16 protein-coding genes and 3 pseudogenes are annotated in these 14,267 nt (G+C 64.1%); 5 read left to right on the top strand and 14 right to left on the bottom strand.

The genetic code is table 11. The annotated features are described in order from the left end of the window. Position 1: 1 nt before the first annotated feature. Both ACSBOB_RS19425 and ACSBOB_RS19420 read right to left on the bottom strand, forming a co-directional pair. Positions 2–187, bottom strand: a complete 186-nt coding sequence (locus tag ACSBOB_RS19425) for a hypothetical protein (protein WP_442577730.1) — start codon at positions 185–187, stop codon at positions 2–4. A 104-nt stretch (positions 188–291) separates the two neighbouring features. Then, complete coding sequence (locus ACSBOB_RS19420; RefSeq protein ID WP_442577729.1) at positions 292–1,818, bottom strand: sensor histidine kinase; 1,527 nt, start codon at positions 1,816–1,818, stop codon at positions 292–294. Between the two features lie 76 nt (positions 1,819–1,894). Between ACSBOB_RS19420 and ACSBOB_RS19415 the strand changes: the two genes are divergently transcribed. Next, on the top strand, positions 1,895–2,515 hold the full coding sequence (locus ACSBOB_RS19415; protein ID WP_442577728.1) for a thermonuclease family protein: 621 nt from the start codon (positions 1,895–1,897) through the stop codon (positions 2,513–2,515). A gap of 154 nt (positions 2,516–2,669) precedes the next feature. Here ACSBOB_RS19415 and ACSBOB_RS19410 read toward each other — a convergent pair. After that, a pseudogene (locus tag ACSBOB_RS19410) lies at positions 2,670–3,136 on the bottom strand (Lrp/AsnC family transcriptional regulator). Between the two features lie 121 nt (positions 3,137–3,257). On the opposite strand from ACSBOB_RS19410, the gene ACSBOB_RS19405 reads away from it, so the two are divergent. The 4 genes from ACSBOB_RS19405 to ACSBOB_RS19390 all read left to right on the top strand — a co-directional run bounded on the left by ACSBOB_RS19405 (position 3,258) and on the right by ACSBOB_RS19390 (position 6,207). Next, the gene (locus tag ACSBOB_RS19405; RefSeq protein WP_442577727.1) at positions 3,258–4,253 is read left to right on the top strand and encodes a nucleoside recognition domain-containing protein; all 996 of its coding nucleotides are present in this window, start codon (positions 3,258–3,260) and stop codon (positions 4,251–4,253) included. 125 nt (positions 4,254–4,378) lie between these two features. Continuing rightward, a complete protein-coding gene (locus tag ACSBOB_RS19400) occupies positions 4,379–4,990 on the top strand; it encodes a glutathione S-transferase (protein WP_442577726.1) in 612 nt (203 codons plus the stop codon). Then, on the top strand, positions 4,977–5,606 hold the full coding sequence (locus ACSBOB_RS19395) for a uracil-DNA glycosylase family protein (protein WP_442577725.1): 630 nt from the start codon (positions 4,977–4,979) through the stop codon (positions 5,604–5,606). The genes ACSBOB_RS19400 and ACSBOB_RS19395 overlap by 14 nt, the downstream gene beginning before the upstream one ends. A 109-nt stretch (positions 5,607–5,715) precedes the next feature. Beyond that, on the top strand, positions 5,716–6,207 hold the full coding sequence (locus ACSBOB_RS19390; protein ID WP_442577724.1) for an Lrp/AsnC family transcriptional regulator: 492 nt from the start codon (positions 5,716–5,718) through the stop codon (positions 6,205–6,207). 28 nt (positions 6,208–6,235) lie between these two features. Here the strand turns inward: ACSBOB_RS19390 and ACSBOB_RS19385 are convergent. The 11 genes and pseudogenes from ACSBOB_RS19385 to ACSBOB_RS19335 form a co-directional block, all read right to left on the bottom strand. Next, positions 6,236–6,750: pseudogene (locus ACSBOB_RS19385) on the bottom strand (DUF3299 domain-containing protein). Positions 6,751–7,141: 391 nt separating this feature from the next. Continuing rightward, positions 7,142–7,770, bottom strand: a pseudogene (locus ACSBOB_RS19380) (DNA alkylation repair protein). A gap of 80 nt (positions 7,771–7,850) precedes the next feature. Next, on the bottom strand, positions 7,851–8,156 hold the full coding sequence (locus ACSBOB_RS19375) for a hypothetical protein (protein WP_442577723.1): 306 nt from the start codon (positions 8,154–8,156) through the stop codon (positions 7,851–7,853). Beyond that, entirely contained in the window at positions 8,153–9,022 is an 870-nt protein-coding gene (locus ACSBOB_RS19370; protein ID WP_442577722.1) for an NAD(P)-dependent oxidoreductase, read from the bottom strand. Before ACSBOB_RS19370 ends, ACSBOB_RS19375 begins: the two co-directional genes overlap by 4 nt. A 50-nt stretch (positions 9,023–9,072) precedes the next feature. Further along, positions 9,073–9,900, bottom strand: coding sequence for an ABC transporter permease (locus ACSBOB_RS19365; RefSeq protein WP_442577721.1), 828 nt, complete (start codon positions 9,898–9,900; stop codon positions 9,073–9,075). Further along, on the bottom strand, positions 9,897–10,610 hold the full coding sequence (locus tag ACSBOB_RS19360) for an ABC transporter permease (RefSeq protein WP_442577720.1): 714 nt from the start codon (positions 10,608–10,610) through the stop codon (positions 9,897–9,899). The genes ACSBOB_RS19365 and ACSBOB_RS19360 overlap by 4 nt, the downstream gene beginning before the upstream one ends. An 80-nt stretch (positions 10,611–10,690) precedes the next feature. Then, positions 10,691–11,479: an ABC transporter substrate-binding protein gene (locus tag ACSBOB_RS19355; RefSeq protein ID WP_442577719.1), complete on the bottom strand. Its 789-nt coding sequence runs from the start codon at positions 11,477–11,479 to the stop codon at positions 10,691–10,693. 153 nt (positions 11,480–11,632) lie between these two features. Continuing rightward, positions 11,633–12,145: a molybdopterin-guanine dinucleotide biosynthesis protein B gene (mobB, locus tag ACSBOB_RS19350; RefSeq protein WP_442577718.1), complete on the bottom strand. Its 513-nt coding sequence runs from the start codon at positions 12,143–12,145 to the stop codon at positions 11,633–11,635. Next, positions 12,142–12,777 carry a molybdenum cofactor guanylyltransferase MobA gene (gene mobA / locus ACSBOB_RS19345; protein ID WP_442577717.1) on the bottom strand — a complete coding sequence of 212 codons (636 nt, stop codon included), beginning with the start codon at positions 12,775–12,777 and terminating at the stop codon, positions 12,142–12,144. Before mobA ends, mobB begins: the two co-directional genes overlap by 4 nt. Positions 12,778–12,821: 44 nt before the next feature. Further along, on the bottom strand, positions 12,822–13,742 hold the full coding sequence (locus ACSBOB_RS19340; RefSeq protein ID WP_442577716.1) for a DMT family transporter: 921 nt from the start codon (positions 13,740–13,742) through the stop codon (positions 12,822–12,824). A gap of 141 nt (positions 13,743–13,883) precedes the next feature. Then, positions 13,884–14,240, bottom strand: a complete 357-nt coding sequence (locus ACSBOB_RS19335) for a hypothetical protein (RefSeq protein ID WP_442577715.1) — start codon at positions 14,238–14,240, stop codon at positions 13,884–13,886. Positions 14,241–14,267 lie beyond the last annotated feature (27 nt).

Below are 14,267 nucleotides of genomic sequence, written 5' to 3'. Positions count from 1 at the left end.
GCTACTGCACCTGCCCGGTCAGCAGCGTCGTCCACAGATGAAAATTGGACGGCAGGTCGCAGAAGCCGGCATCATAGCGGCGCGGCGTGCATTCCGGCTCGAACCGCTTTCCCGACGGCGGCGCGCTCTGGCAGGCCGACAGCAGGACCAGCGCCAGCATCGCTGAGGTCGGCACGAGCAGTCGCATGGTCGGCACTCCGATTCTTCGGTCCACGACAAATCTAGAGCATCGGCACGGAAATTTCAGCATGCTTGTCAGGGGCCTGTGCGGCCAGCAATGGGGCAAATCCGCTACCGCCGCCGCCCGGCAGCCGCGGCGCCTTGCGTCGGCATGGCGGGCAGAGCCTCCATCACGCGCGACGCAGGGAACACGACGACCACCTCGGTGCCTTCGCGCAGTTTTGAGCGGATGTCGAAGCTGCCGCCATGCAGTTGCGTCAGTCCCTGCACGATCGGCAGGCCGAGGCCGGTTCCCTGTTCGGCGCTCTTGATGGCGATCGAGCCCTGGCCGAAGGCCGAGAGCACGACGGGAATCTCGTCCTCGGCGATGCCGGGGCCGTTGTCCTTCACCGACAGATATTGCCCACCGCCCGCCGTCCAGCCGACCCGCACGCGGATCTCGCCGCCGGTCGAGGTGAATTTCACCGCGTTGGAGAGCAGGTTCAACGTGATCTGCCGCACCGCGCGCTCGTCGGCAAACAGCCGCGGCATCGATTTTTCGAACTCCTCGACGATGCGGATGTCCTTGCCGCGCGCCCTCAGCGTCATCATGTGGCAGCAGTCCTCGACCACCAGCGCCAGCGACAGCGCCTCCTCGTTGAGCTGGTAGCGGCCGGCCTCGATGCGCGACAGGTCGAGGATCTCGTTGATCAGCGTCAAGAGGTGCTGGCCCGACGAATGGATGTCGTGGGCATAGTCCTTGTAGGTGACATTGTTCATCGGCCCCAACACCTCGCTGCCCATCACCTCGGAGAAACCGAGGATGGCGTTGAGCGGCGTGCGCAGCTCATGGCTCATGGAGGCGAGGAAGCGCGATTTGGCGAGGTTGGCTTCTTCGGCGCGGTGGCGCGCCTCGTCCGACATCGCCTTCGCCGTCTCCAGCTCGGCGATCAGCGCGTCCTTCTCGGTGCGGAAGGAGAGCAGCATCAGCGACGACCGGTAGATGTGGCCCGAAATATACGAGAAGAACGGCAGCGCCAGCACCAGCAAGCCAGCCATCAGGGCCTCGACCGGCTGCGTCAGTTTTGCGCCGACGGCCGCGTAGAGCAGCACCGGCAGCGCGAAGGTGGCGACCAGCGCGCCACGCAGCGACGCCGCGATCAGCGCGGACGCCGCGACCGCCAGCAGAAGCAGCACGGCTTTCACCACCGGGAACTGCGCGGCGCTGCACTGGTCGCATTGCAGCGCCGCCAGATAGGCCCAGCCCAGCCCTGAGACGAAATGGCCGGCCAGGAAGGCGCGCTTCGTCCAGCCGACGTCGATGTCGTCGGTCGGCCGGCGGTCGACGCGCTTCGCCACAAACGCCAGCACGGCGTAGCAAGCCACCGTGATCAGAGCCCAGATCGCGATCGACAGGTTCATGCCGGCCAGCATGCCGCCGATGGCGATGATCAGCACCAGCAGCGGCACCGCGACGGCGCCGGACAGGGTCGAGCTGGCATGCAGCTTCAGGAGTTCGCGGTCGAAGCCGATATTGCCCGGCTGCTGGGCCAGCCGATCGCGTATCCTGCGGACGGCTCTCGCCACGTCGCTGTTGCGATGCGGTTTGCGGCGGTCCACAATGATCTTGTCTGCCGTGTTGGTGTGCTGCGACGGCATTCCGGTTCGGGTTTCGCGCGCTGGATTTTCCTAGTCGCCCAAGTTAGTCGGGAATGATTAAGAGACTGTTTGCCATATGAGCCGGATGTGGCGCGCGCCGCCCGCACGGGCGCGTCCGCCGGCCCGGCCGCGCGGCTTCCTGCGCCGGGCGTTCGATCTCTTCCTCGCCGTCGTCATCCTTGGCCTGCTGGCGCTGCTGGCCGTAAGGCTCGACCGGGCCGCGACCTTGCGCATGGCGGGCGCGGCGGTCGTCAACGACGGCGACACCCTCACCATCGCCGGCGAAAGGATCAGGCTGCGCGGTATCGACGCGCCGGAATATGCGCAGACCTGTCTGCGCGGCGGCGCGAAATACGCTTGCGGCCGCGAGGCGCGCAAAGCCTTGCGCCAGCTGATCGGCGCAAAACCCGTCGCCTGTTCGGGCTGGCAGCGCGACCGCTACGGCCGCCTGCTCGGCGACTGCACCGCCGGCCCCACCGATCTCAACCGGTCGCTGGTGGAGGAGGGCTGGGCCGTCGCCTTCGGCGGCTACGAGGCCGAGGAGACATCCGCCCGAAAGGCCGGCAAGGGCTTGTGGGCCGGCGAATTCGACCGCCCGCGCCAATGGCGCGACACTCATGGCAGCATGGCCGAGGACGACCACGGCCGGCTCAACGGGCTGTCGACCTGGCTGCGCATGATTTTCGGGTTGGGCTGAAGCCCTCCGAGCAGCGGCATGGAGGGTCAAGATCAATGCGGGTAGCATGATTTGCGTCAAGTGGAGGCAACCAGCTCCGCTGCCCCTAGCCGATCTCCAGCCAGCGCTGATGACCGCAGCCATTGCGATAGATAGTCCGCCCACGACGCGAGCATCAGCCGGCCTGAGCCGAGAGCGGAATTGCCGTCGTTTCCTTTCCGGTCCGGATGACGAACATCGTGTAGTAGCGCGCGATGTTGGTGCGGTCGTTGAACAGGCGCTCGCACAGCGCGTCGAGCTCCGCCATGTCGCTCAGGCGCAGCATCAGGACCACGTCGGTCTGGCCGGAGACGCTGTAGGCCTGCACCACCGCCTGTTCCCGGGCCGCGAGGTCGAGAAACTGCCGCGTCGGTTGTTCGCCATGGCGTTCCAGCTCGACCGTGACGATCGCCTTCAGCCCCTTGCCCGCCTTGGCGGGATCGAGGATCGCAACGACGCGGTCGATGGTGCCCGCTGCTTTCAGCCGCTGGATGCGGCGCAGGCAGCTTGAAGTGAAAGCCCGACCGTCTCGGCCAATTCGGCATTGGTTCGCGAGGCATCCTCCTGCAGGAGATCGAGAAGTTTTCTGTCGATCCGGTCCATCCGCGCCTCCGCATTTTTAGTGCGACAATATGCAATATTATTGCACGGAACCGCAAGATTTTGACGCCGAATGCGGACGCGATCGCGCTAAGCCATTGTCGGAAGCCCTGGAGATAAGGCCATGACAGTAACGGCGCTGATGTATCGAAAAACCCGCGAAACGCTTGGAATCTATTGGGAACTGGTCCGCATCATCGTTCCGATCACGCTGCTCACCCAGGCGCTGGTGGAGTTCGGCGTGATCCGCGCGCTCTCCCCGCTGCTGGAGCCGCTCATGCAACTCTACGGTCTGCCGCCGGAACTCGCCTTCGCCTTGCTGATGGGATTGCTGGTCGGGCTCTGGGGCGCGGTGGTGACGCTTTTCACGCTCGTGCCCGTCTCGATGCTGACCGTCGCCGACATGACGGTCTTTTCGGCGCTCCTGCTGGTCGCTCATGCCATTCCCATCGAACAGCGCATCATCCAGAAGGCCGGCCCCGGCTTCATGATCACCGCCGCGGTCCGCATCGCCGGCGGGCTGCTCTTCGCGGCGATCCTGCACCAGGTCTTTGCCGCCACCGGCTGGCTGTCGGCGCCGCTGGAGCCGGCCTGGATGCCGATGAGCCAGAGCGCCGGCTGGCTCGATTTCGCCATCGGGCTGGTGAACAGCCTCGTCGCCATGCTGGTCGTCCTGCTGGCGCTGAGCTGGACGATGGAGATTTTGAAGATATCCGGCATCATGGGCTGGCTGAACAAGGGCATTGCCCCCTTGTTCTGGCTTGCCGGCATCCGCTCCAGCACAGTGCCGTTCGCGGCGGTCGGCCTGTTCCTCGGCATCTCCTATGGCGGCGGGCTGCTCATCCGCGAGGCGCGCTCGACGGCGGTCGAACCGCGCCAGGTCTTCCTGGCTTGCGTCTTCATGGGTTTCGCCCATTCGATCATCGAGGACACTTTGCTCGTCGTAGCACTTGGCGCCGATCTCACCTCCGTCTTTGCGGCCCGCCTTGTCTTCGCCGTGCTGGCTACCGCGCTGATTGCCCGGGCGATCGGCTCCACGTCGGAGCGCGTGTTCTTCAAGGCGTTCTTCCATGGCCGGCGTCCCGAAGGGCTGGCGCCGGAACCGGCGCCGGGAGCTTGACGGCAGGCAGGCGGGTCGGACAGGCGCTGCCCGCCTGATGGTCCAGACTCCCTGGTTCGGAAAACAACGCTTGACCCGACCTTCCACCCCTTATCCAATCCCGCGGAGGAACCAGGGACACAAGCATGAAACTCTTCGACGGCGGCCGCGCGCCGAACCCGCGCCGGGTACGCATCTTCCTCGCCGAAAAGGGCATCGAGGTGCCGCTGGTCCCCGTCGACATGGGCGCGATGGACCACAAGGGCGCGGAGGTCACGGCGAAAAACCCGCTGCAGCGCCTGCCGGTGCTGGAACTCGACGACGGCACCGTGCTGACCGAATCGGTTGCGATCTGCCGCTATTTCGAGGAACTGCATCCGGAGCCGGCTTTGTTCGGGCGCGGCGCGCTCGGCAAGGCGGTGGTCGAGATGTGGCAGCGGCGGATCGAATTCAACCTGTTCAATGCCGTGGCCCAGGCCTTTCGCCACACGCATCCGGCGATGAAGGAATGGGAGGTGCCGCAGGTGCCGGAATGGGGTGAGGCAAACCGGTCGCGCGCCGTAGACTTCATGCGCATCCTCGACGAGCATCTCGCCACACACGAATTCGCCGCCGGCGACGCTTTCAGTATCGCCGACATCACCGGCCTGATCGCGCTGGATTTCATGAAGCCGGCGCGCATCGCCATCCCCGAGGATTGCGGCGCGGTGCTGCGCTGGCACCAGGCGCTGAGGGCGAGGCCGAGTGCTTCAGCCTGATCGCGCCACCGAGCTTGGACGGCTTGCAGCGCGCATCCGCGCCTGCCGCATCTGCGTCGAGAGACCGATCGGGCGGCCGCTGCCGCACGAACCGCGCCCGGTGGTGGTGCCGTCCGCGACTGCGAAGATTCTCATCGCCGGCCAGGCGCCGGGCACCAAGGTCCACCTCAGCGGAAAACCCTTCTCGGATGCATCCGGCGACCGGCTGCGCGACTGGCTGGGCGTGTCCGGCGAGATTTTCTACGACGCGGAAAGGATCGCCATCGCTGGGATGGGCTTCTGCTTCCCAGGCCAGGACTCCAACGGCAGCGACCTGCCGCCGCGCCGCGAATGCGCGCCGGCCTGGCGGGCGCCCCTTATGGCGCTGATGCCGCAGGTCGAACTCGTCGTGGCCATCGGGCTGTACGCGCAAGCCTGGCATATTGGCGGGCGAGGGCGGTCGCTGACCGACACAGTGATGGACTGGCGCGGCATTCTCGAGGGATCGAGCGGGCCGAAGATTATTCCGCTGCCGCACCCTTCCTGGAGAAACACCGGCTGGATCCGGAAAAACCCCTGGTTCGAAACGGATTTGCTGCCGCGCCTGAAGACGGAAATCGCCGGCCGTCTTGCCTGACTTCCGCGCAAGTGCATGCTCCGGAAACCGCGTCGTCGGTGAAAATCTTGCTTGTACGGCGTTCCCGTAATGTTAAGTTCACGGGAATATTTTTCTCCCGGAGCCTGACATGGACCGCCTAGACCGGAAAATCCTTCGCCTGTTGCAGGAGGACGCGACACTTGCCGTCGCCGATATCGCCAAGAAGGTGGGCCTGTCGACGACGCCGTGCTGGCGGCGCATCCAGAAGCTGGAGGAAGAGGGCGTCATCCGCCGTCGTGTCGCCATCCTCGATCCGGAAAAGATCAACGCCCGGGTCACCGTCTTCGTGTCGATCCGCACCAATTCGCACAGCCACGAATGGCTCCGGCGGTTTTCCGAAGTCATCCAGGAATTCCCGGAGGTCATCGAGTTCTACCGGATGAGCGGCGACATCGACTACCTGCTGCGCGTCGTCGTGCCGGACATCGGTGCCTACGATGCCTTCTACAAGCGGCTGATCGCCAAGATCGAGATCCGCGACGTGTCGTCGTCCTTTGCGATGGAGCAGATCAAATACACAACCGAACTGCCGCTGGACTACATGCAGCTGGACAAGGAATCGGGCTCCAACGCGGCTTGAAGCCGGCCTGCCAATAGCCAGCCCGATTTCATTCGGTGATGGACCGCCAGGGATTCGATTGCCGGACTGGAGGAAGGGCGGCGCCGTCGGTCTTCGCCACCTGGGCTCGGCCAATGCGATAGCCGGACTCTACGACCACCACGCCGTCCAGGATGAACAACTGCGTCTTTTCCAGTTCGAGCCGCATCGTGCCGGATATTTCGACCGGCTCATAGACGGCGCTTGCCCGATAGGGTTTTTCGGGAAACACATGGACGATCTGGTTGGGCGGCGGCGGCGCCATGTGGCTGCAGGCGCCGGCCATGGCACAAGCAGGAATTCGTAGACGAGGTCGCCCTCGCGATCGACCGGCAGCAGATACCCTGCAAGCTCGACCGCCTGGCCTTCCAGCCCGGCGGACAGCGCCTCGCCCGCCCGGTTGCCCTCGGCGCCGGCGTCAGCCGTTGCTCCGCCCGCCGGTGGGCTGGGCCGCAACTCCTGCCAGCCGATTCTGAGCGGCTGCGTCGCCGCCGACGCCACGCCGGTCCACAGCGCGACGATCATTGCCATCGTCAATTTAAAAGAACTGCTCATCGCCGTACTCGAATGCGGGCCGATTAGAGCGGCAGGAGGCATCGGGGTCAACCGAAACGGCGGGTTATCAGGCAGGTCCCCTTTGGCGGCGTATGAGGGTCATCGGAACGCATGCCGTTTGCTCCGGATTCAAGTCCAAAGGGCGCGAAGAGCAGTGCAAACCGCACTTTTCGGGCCGGCCGTGAAGCGCACCGGCGGCTTCAGCAACTGACATTCCTCCGAAGCTGTTGAGAACAAGCGATCTTCCGGACTTCACGCAAAGTCCGCCACGCCGCCGGTGGGGCCTAACCCTTTAATCGTAAAGGCATGACCAGCGGAACGAGCGGCCGCAATGTCAGCAGGCACGCCGTTGGGAGTTCGGTCAAACGGCAGGCTTCGTCCGGGCGTTGATCCGCGCGATCGTCTTGTCCGCAGTCAGTTCGCGCACCGCGTCCTTGCCGATCCAGCGGGCCGTCTTGTCCGGGGATGCCGCGAGCTTTTCGGCGAGTGCAAGTGCCTGACCGTGCAGCACAATCGAGCGCTTGCCGATGGTCCGCAATGCCCAGTTCACGGCCTTCCTGACGAAGTTTCGGCTGTCCGTCGAATGCCGTTCTATCAGAGGCAGGTAGTCTGCAAAAGTCGCGTCCGGCTCCTTCTTGCGGTGGACCGTCGCCCAGCACATCATGGCGAATGCCGTACGGCGTACGAACTCCCGTTCGTCCTCCGCGAATTCCGCGATCAGCTGCCGCCAGCAGTCTGTGTCGGCGAACAGGTCGGACACGCCGTCGACGATGTCCCAGGAATCGAAGGCGCCGCCCAAGCCCTTGCATTGTCTGCGGTAAATCGTTTCGGATCGGCGGTCACCGAGGCGATGAACTGCGCCTCGACGATGCCGCTGTCCCAAAGCGCGAAGGCGCGCTCGTGGTTGCGTTTTATGCGCTTGGCGATGTCCCTTTGCACGCCGTGGGAAATCCCCAGCGCCCGATCGATCCTGATTCCGTAACGCAGCATGCCCTTTCGGTTTTCTTCCGAACCGAGCACGCGCAAATGCGCGATGATCTCGGACGCTGACCACTCTGGCGTGGGTTCCTTCAATTGATCGTAATCCCGGAGCCTGGCCGTTGAGCCTCGGTCTCAGCCCAATTACAAAGATCTTCATGCAGCGCGCTGGTTTCCTTCACCATTTCTTCGCCCCATGCGGGGCTAAGGAACGAGATGGTCTTGGCGTTCCGGCCGTCGATCTGGTAGTAGCGCATGAGCAACAGCATGGCTTCTCCCATGCCATAGCCTAGATCCCTGCACCTGTAGACGAAGATTTCGGCGCGCACTCGCCGACTGAGAAGGCGAAGTTGGATCCGCTTGGCGGTGGTCAACACAAGAGCGCGAACGGTCTTCATTTTTCCAGCCGCGCCAGCAGCGACGAGGTGTCCCAGCGCTTGCCGCCCATCCCTTGGATTTCCTTGTAGAATTGGTCGACGAGCGCGGTGACCGGCAGCTTCGCGCCATTGCGGTCGGCCTCCTCCAGGCAGATGCCGAGATCCTTGCGCATCCAGTCGACGGCGAAGCCGAAATCGTATTTGCCGGCGTTCATGGTCTTGTGGCGGTTCTCCATCTGCCACGAGCCGGCCGCGCCCTTGGAGATCACCTCGACCACCTTCTCGATGTCGAGCCCGGCCTGCCTGCCGAAATGCAACCCCTCGGCCAGCCCCTGCACCAGCCCGGCAATGCATATCTGGTTGATCATCTTGGTCAATTGCCCGGCGCCGGACGATCCCATCAGGCCGACCATCCTGGCGTAGGCGTCGATCACCGGCTTGGCCCGGTCGAAATCTGCCTGCTCGCCGCCGACCATGACGGTCAGCACGCCGTTTTCCGCGCCTGCCTGGCCGCCCGAAACCGGCGCGTCGAGGAAGGCGAAACCACCGGCAGACGCCTTCTCGGCGAGTTCGCGCGCCACCTCGGCGGAGGCCGTGGTGTTGTCGATGAACACCGCGCCCTTCTTCATCGCCTGGAACGCACCGTCGGCACCGGTCGTCACCGCGCGCAGATCGTCGTCATTGCCGACGCAGGAGAAGACGAAATCCTTGCCTTCCGCGGCTTCGCGCGGGGTTTTCGCAAATTTGCCGCCATGCTCGGCAACCCATTTTTCGGCTCGTGCGGCAGTCCGGTTGTAGACCGTAACGTCGTGACCGCTCTTGTTCTTGAGGTGGCCGGCCATGGGGTAGCCCATGACGCCAAGACCGAGGAATGCGACAGACGCCATGGTGCGATCCTTCTCGAACGCTATGCCGGATTGACGATGCTTATGCGCGGTCAGCGCTTCAGGTGTCGTGTAATGACACGCTCGATCCAGTCAATACCGTTGCGCAGGGTTTCGACCAGAGCCAGATAGACGATGGCGGCCCAGATATAGGCCTGGAAATCGAAGCTGCGCGAATAGGCGAGGCGGGTCACGCCCATGAGGTCGGCTACCGTAATCAGGGCGACCACGGCCGAGCCCTTGACCATGAGGATGACCTCGTTGCCATAGGGGCGAAGCGCCACGATGAGGGCCTGCGGCAGGACGATCTTCCACAGCGTCTGGAGATTGTGCAGGCCGAGCGAGGCCGCACCTTCCCATTGCCCGCGCGGGACGCTTCTGATCGCACCACGAAGGATTTCAGCCTGATAGGCGGCAGTGTTCAGGGAGAAGGCGAGGATCGCGCAATACCAGGCCTCGCGGAAGAAATACCAGAGGCCCACCGCCTCCAGTTGCGGCTTGAACGAACCTACGCCGTAGTAAATCAGGAAAGTCTGAGCCAGCAGCGGCGTGCCCCGGAAGAAATAGACATACCCGTAGGCCAGTGCGGACAGACTGTTGTTTCGCGACATCCGGGCATAAGCGATGGGTATCGACAGGATGGCGCCGAGCACGATCGATATGGCGACAAGCGAGAGTGTCACCTTCAGGCCGGAAAGATAGGTCGGAATGTATTTTTCGAACCATGCCGCATTCCACGAGCCGATCAGATAGCCGACCAGACCGAGGCCGGCCAATATCCACAGGCCGACAAGGGCGTAGCCGATGATGCGATCCCGCGGCCAGCCGCGTGGCAGGCGAGGCGGGGCAAGTTCGATGGCTGTGCCGCCGGCGATCGTCATCGTGCGGCCTCATGCTGGCCGACGGCCCGTTCGATCTTGTTGATTCCGAACGACGAAACGATCGTCAGGGCGAGATAGAGCAAGGCGGCGAAGCTGTAGAAAAGGAAGGGCTCGCGCTCGACCCGCGCCGCGACGCCTGTCCAGCGCAATATGTCGTTGAGGCCGATCGCCGACACCAGAGCGGTCTCCTTGAGCAGGATCAGCCAGAGATTGGCGAGACCGGGCAGGGCGATGCGGATCAGTTGTGGCATGATGACGAGGCGCATTGTCTGGCCTCTGGTCAGTCCGATGGCATAGCCACCTTCATATTGCCCATGCGGAATGGCTCTGAAGGCGGAAAGGAAGACCTCGCTGACATAGGCAGAGAAGACGACACCGAGCGCCACCATGCCGGAAATGAAGCTGTTGACATCAATGGTCGCGCCGGGGTCGACCGTGCGCACCATCATCTGAAGGCCGATCTGGGCACCGTAATAGACCAGGAAAAGCGTCACCAGTTCCGGCAGTCCGCGGAAGATCGTCGTGTAAATGTTGCCGGCAAGCCGAAGCGAAGGCTCGCTCGACTGTTTTGCCAAAGAAACCAAGAAACCGACCAGAAAGCCGAGCGGCAAGGTCGCCAAGGCCAGCGAAACGGTGATGAAGACGCCATAGGCGATTTCGTCGAGCCATCCTTCCGAGCCCCAACTGAGCAGAGTCCAGATGCTCTTCATGAGGTCAGCAAACTCCCTTCATCACCCGTTCTCACGATGGAAGTGCCGGCGGCGGCTGGCGCCGCCGGCCCGGATGATGATCAGGAAGCGCCGCCGTAGACGTCGAAGGTGAAGTACTTGTCGTTGATCGCCTTGTATTTGCCGTTGGCGCGGATGGCGTCGATGGCGGCATTGAACTTGTTGACCAGATCGGTCTCGCCCTTGCGCACCGCGATGCCGGCGCCGGGGCCATGGATCTCGGGAACTGGCGTGATCGCGCCGACCAGCTTGCAGCAGGCGCCGTCCGGCGTCTTCAGCCAGCCTTCGAGCACGCTGATATCGTCGTTGGCGGCGTCCAGGCGGCCGTTGGCGAGGTCGAGGAGGAACTCCTGGCTCGACGGATAACCCTTGATCGTCGAGTCCGTGTAGGTCTTCTCGGAGTAATTGTAATGGGTGGTCGAGGTGGCGACGCCGATGGTCTTCCCGGCGAGGTCTTCCTTGGTCACGCCCTTGATGCTCGTGTCCTTCGGCGCGACGATGGCCGGCGGCGTGTTGTAATATTTGTGGGTGAAGTCGACCTTCTCGGCGCGTTCCGGCGTGATCGACATGGACGCGATGATGGCGTCGAACTTGCCGGCCTGCAGCGCCGGGATAATGCCATCCCAGTCCTGGGTGACGAATTCGCACTTCGCCTTCATCTCCTCGCAGAGGGCATTGGCGATGTCGATGTCGAACCCTTCCAGCTTGCCGTCGGCGGTCAGGTTGTTAAAGGGCGGATAAGCGCCCTCGGTGCCGATCTTGAGCGTCAATTCCTGGGCGCTTGCAGCGCCGAGCGATGCCGCGAGCGCGGCCGCCGATATCGCGAAGGCGATACGTCTTGTGATACGCATAACGTTCCTCTCTGTTATTGGCCGGTCCCGTCCATTGGGGCCGGGCCGTTTGCAGCGCGGTGCACGCGCCCGCATTCGTTAATATTCCCACTGTTTTCGTTGAAAAAGCAATCGCAAAACCGTCGTATCCGCCGCCAAAGCGGCGACGCGGCGTCAGGAGCGGGCAAGACCGGTCGTCGTCTCGACGAAGTCGGCAATGCCGCCGATATCGTCGAGGTCGAACACCGGCAGTCCGCCGCCGTCCGCCGGATGGTCGGCGGCGATGCCGACGATATTCGGATCGTCCGGCGCGAGCGGCGCCGTGTTCCTGGCATCGAGACGCCGGGCCTCGATCTTGCGGTGGTTTTCGCGCTTGTAGCCCTCGACCAGCACGAGGTCGCAAGGCGACATCCGCTCCAGGATCGACCCAAGTACGGGCTCGGCCGCGTCGCGCAGCTCATGCATCAGCGCCCAGCGCACGCCGGAAACGATGGCGACCTCCGTTGCACCGGCAGCGCGATGGCGAAAGCTGTCGGTGCCTTCATGATCTATGTCGAAGGCGTGGTGGGCATGCTTGACCGTCGACACGTTCCAGCCGCGCCGGGTGAGCTCGGTGACCAGCCGCTCGGTCAGCGTGGTCTTGCCGGAATTCTTCCAGCCGGTGATGCCGAAGACATTTTTCGTCATGGTTCGACCATCTGTGCGATCCGAACTGCCTCCGCAAGGTCCGCAGGCGTGTTGACGTTGAAGAACGGATCGAAGGTCTGGCCGTCGCGCTCGAAAAGCGGGAACGCCGTATCGATGGGGTCGTGCAGGTCGATGAACGTATTGACCCTGCCGGTTCCGGATTCGGCGAGGAAGCGCTGGAGATCGTCCCGCAGCGCGGTCGGCCACAGCGCGAAGACCGGGTGTCGACGGCCGTTGCTGGCGGCGACGCCGATGCTTGCCGGCGACGAAGCCGATGCCGCCACCAGGCGGCCGGCGAGGTCCGTCGGGAAGAACGGCGTATCGCCGGCGATCGTGAGCAGGCGGCCGCAGCCCTGCTCGGCAGCCCATTGCATGCCGGTCAGGATGCCTGCCAGCGGGCCGGCGAACCCCGGCACGGTATCGGGAAGGATGGGCAAGCCGAAAGCCGCGAAGCGGGCCGGATCGCCGTTGGCGCTGATGGCCAGCGGCCGGATCGGGCCGAGTCGCGCGACGATCCTCGAAAGAAGGGTCGAGCCGCCGAGCGGCCGCAGGCTCTTGTCGCCGCCGCCCATCCGGCTGGAGCGGCCTCCGCAAAGGATGATGCCAGCAATGTCGGCGGAACCGGTCGTCATCACCGCGCGGTAACCTGAATGTCGCGCGCCGGCAAGGCCAAGCCTTACAGCCCTTCGGGCGTCATGCCCGGCGACGTGCTGCGCGCCACTGGAAGGCGTTTGCCGACCACCTGTTCGCGATAGAGCATGTAGACGCCTGACGCCACGATGATCGCCGAGCCGACGATCATTGCCGCGTCCGGCACGTCGCCGAAAACGAGATAGCCAAGCAGCAGCGCCCACAGCAGCGCCGTGTAGCGGAACGGCGCGATGAAGGAAATGTCGCCGGTGCGCATGGAAAGGATGATGAACTGGTAGCCGACGATCAGAAGACCGGCGGCCGCGATCATCGCGCCGAGCTCCCAGCCGTTCATCGGTGTCCAGCCGCCGAGAGGCTGCGTCAGCGCGGCGCCGGCAATGGTGACCATTACCGCCGTCATGACCGAGACGAGGGGCGTGGGTATCTCGGGCGGCACGGCCCTTGTCGCGAAATCGCGGACCGTGCCGCAAAGCACGCTGCCCAGCGCGGCCACGGAATAAATGCTGAAACCCTCGAAGCCCGGACGGATGATGATCAGGACGCCGACGAAACCGGCGCCGATCGACAGCCATCGCCGCCAGCCGACGGGTTCGGCGAGAAACAGCGCCGCGCCCATGGTGACGACCAGCGGCAGTGCCTGGAGGATCGCGGAAATATTGCCGAGGGGCAGGTGCGCCAGCGCGATGAGGAAGAAAACGGTCGCTCCGAGTTCGCAGGCCGAGCGCAGGATCACCAGGGGATGCAGCAGCCGCCGCGGCGACCGGAGCGCGCCCTGGCGCCAGGCAAGCGCCGCGATCAGGATGCTGGCGAAGAAGCCGCGCACCAGCATCACCTGGCCGATGTTCATCTCGGTCGAGGCCAGCTTGACGAGCGTATCGTTGATGGTGAATCCGACCATGGACACCATCATGAAAAGCGCGCCGGTATGATTGTGGGAGAGGGCCAAGGAGCGCCCGTTCAGGTTGCGGTGACTGCCGGCTTACCCACTCGGCGTGGCGGCCGCAATATCAATGCGCTGGTCCAGTCCGGCTTGCGCACTGGCAAAGCGGGCACGCCGTGCCTGGCCTCTCCTGCGGGGCGAGCGATGTCACTTGGGCGTCAGGATTTCCGTGCCGCCGCCGTTCTGGCCATAGATCGTCCATAGGCCCTGCATGGAGCCGTCGGCCATGACCTTGTAGACCACCAGGCCGTAGGATTTGCCGAGCGCATAGAAGGCGGCGAACGCATCCTTGTTGCGCATGCAGATGCCTTGCGATGTCGAGCCGCCGGTACTCCACTTGATCGCGCAGGTCGTATCGCCGGCCAATTTGATCTCGGCCTCGCCCTTGTAAGGAGAACCGTCGAAATTGGTGCCCTCGACCGAATATGTGCCGCCAATGGACTGGGCGGAGGCGGGCAGGGCGAAGCCACAGGCAAGTACCGAGACGAGCAACATTCCGCGCATGATTTTCCCCAAAGTGCCGGATCGGCA

Source organism: Mesorhizobium sp. KACC 23794, assembly GCF_052180275.1.
Taxonomy (GTDB): Bacteria; Pseudomonadota; Alphaproteobacteria; order Rhizobiales; family Rhizobiaceae; genus Kumtagia.
The sequence above is the reverse complement of the archived record's forward strand: the minus strand, read 5'-3'. Positions and strand labels throughout refer to the sequence as shown.

What these genes read in the sequence shown, in the direction of transcription:
- ACSBOB_RS19425 (WP_442577730.1), bottom strand. Translation starts at nt 187, where the DNA reads ATGCGACTGCTCGTGCCGACCTCAGCGATGCTGGCGCTGGTCCTGCTG.
- ACSBOB_RS19420 (WP_442577729.1), bottom strand. Translation starts at nt 1,818, where the DNA reads ATGCCGTCGCAGCACACCAACACGGCAGACAAGATCATTGTGGACCGC.
- ACSBOB_RS19415 (WP_442577728.1), top strand. Translation starts at nt 1,895, where the DNA reads ATGAGCCGGATGTGGCGCGCGCCGCCCGCACGGGCGCGTCCGCCGGCC.
- ACSBOB_RS19405 (WP_442577727.1), top strand. Translation starts at nt 3,258, where the DNA reads ATGACAGTAACGGCGCTGATGTATCGAAAAACCCGCGAAACGCTTGGA.
- ACSBOB_RS19400 (WP_442577726.1), top strand. Translation starts at nt 4,379, where the DNA reads ATGAAACTCTTCGACGGCGGCCGCGCGCCGAACCCGCGCCGGGTACGC.
- ACSBOB_RS19390 (WP_442577724.1), top strand. Translation starts at nt 5,716, where the DNA reads ATGGACCGCCTAGACCGGAAAATCCTTCGCCTGTTGCAGGAGGACGCG.
- ACSBOB_RS19375 (WP_442577723.1), bottom strand. Translation starts at nt 8,156, where the DNA reads ATGAAGACCGTTCGCGCTCTTGTGTTGACCACCGCCAAGCGGATCCAA.
- ACSBOB_RS19370 (WP_442577722.1), bottom strand. Translation starts at nt 9,022, where the DNA reads ATGGCGTCTGTCGCATTCCTCGGTCTTGGCGTCATGGGCTACCCCATG.
- ACSBOB_RS19365 (WP_442577721.1), bottom strand. Translation starts at nt 9,900, where the DNA reads ATGACGATCGCCGGCGGCACAGCCATCGAACTTGCCCCGCCTCGCCTG.
- ACSBOB_RS19360 (WP_442577720.1), bottom strand. Translation starts at nt 10,610, where the DNA reads ATGAAGAGCATCTGGACTCTGCTCAGTTGGGGCTCGGAAGGATGGCTC.
- ACSBOB_RS19355 (WP_442577719.1), bottom strand. Translation starts at nt 11,479, where the DNA reads ATGCGTATCACAAGACGTATCGCCTTCGCGATATCGGCGGCCGCGCTC.
- mobB (WP_442577718.1), bottom strand. Translation starts at nt 12,145, where the DNA reads ATGACGAAAAATGTCTTCGGCATCACCGGCTGGAAGAATTCCGGCAAG.
- mobA (WP_442577717.1), bottom strand. Translation starts at nt 12,777, where the DNA reads ATGACGACCGGTTCCGCCGACATTGCTGGCATCATCCTTTGCGGAGGC.
- ACSBOB_RS19335 (WP_442577715.1), bottom strand. Translation starts at nt 14,240, where the DNA reads ATGCGCGGAATGTTGCTCGTCTCGGTACTTGCCTGTGGCTTCGCCCTG.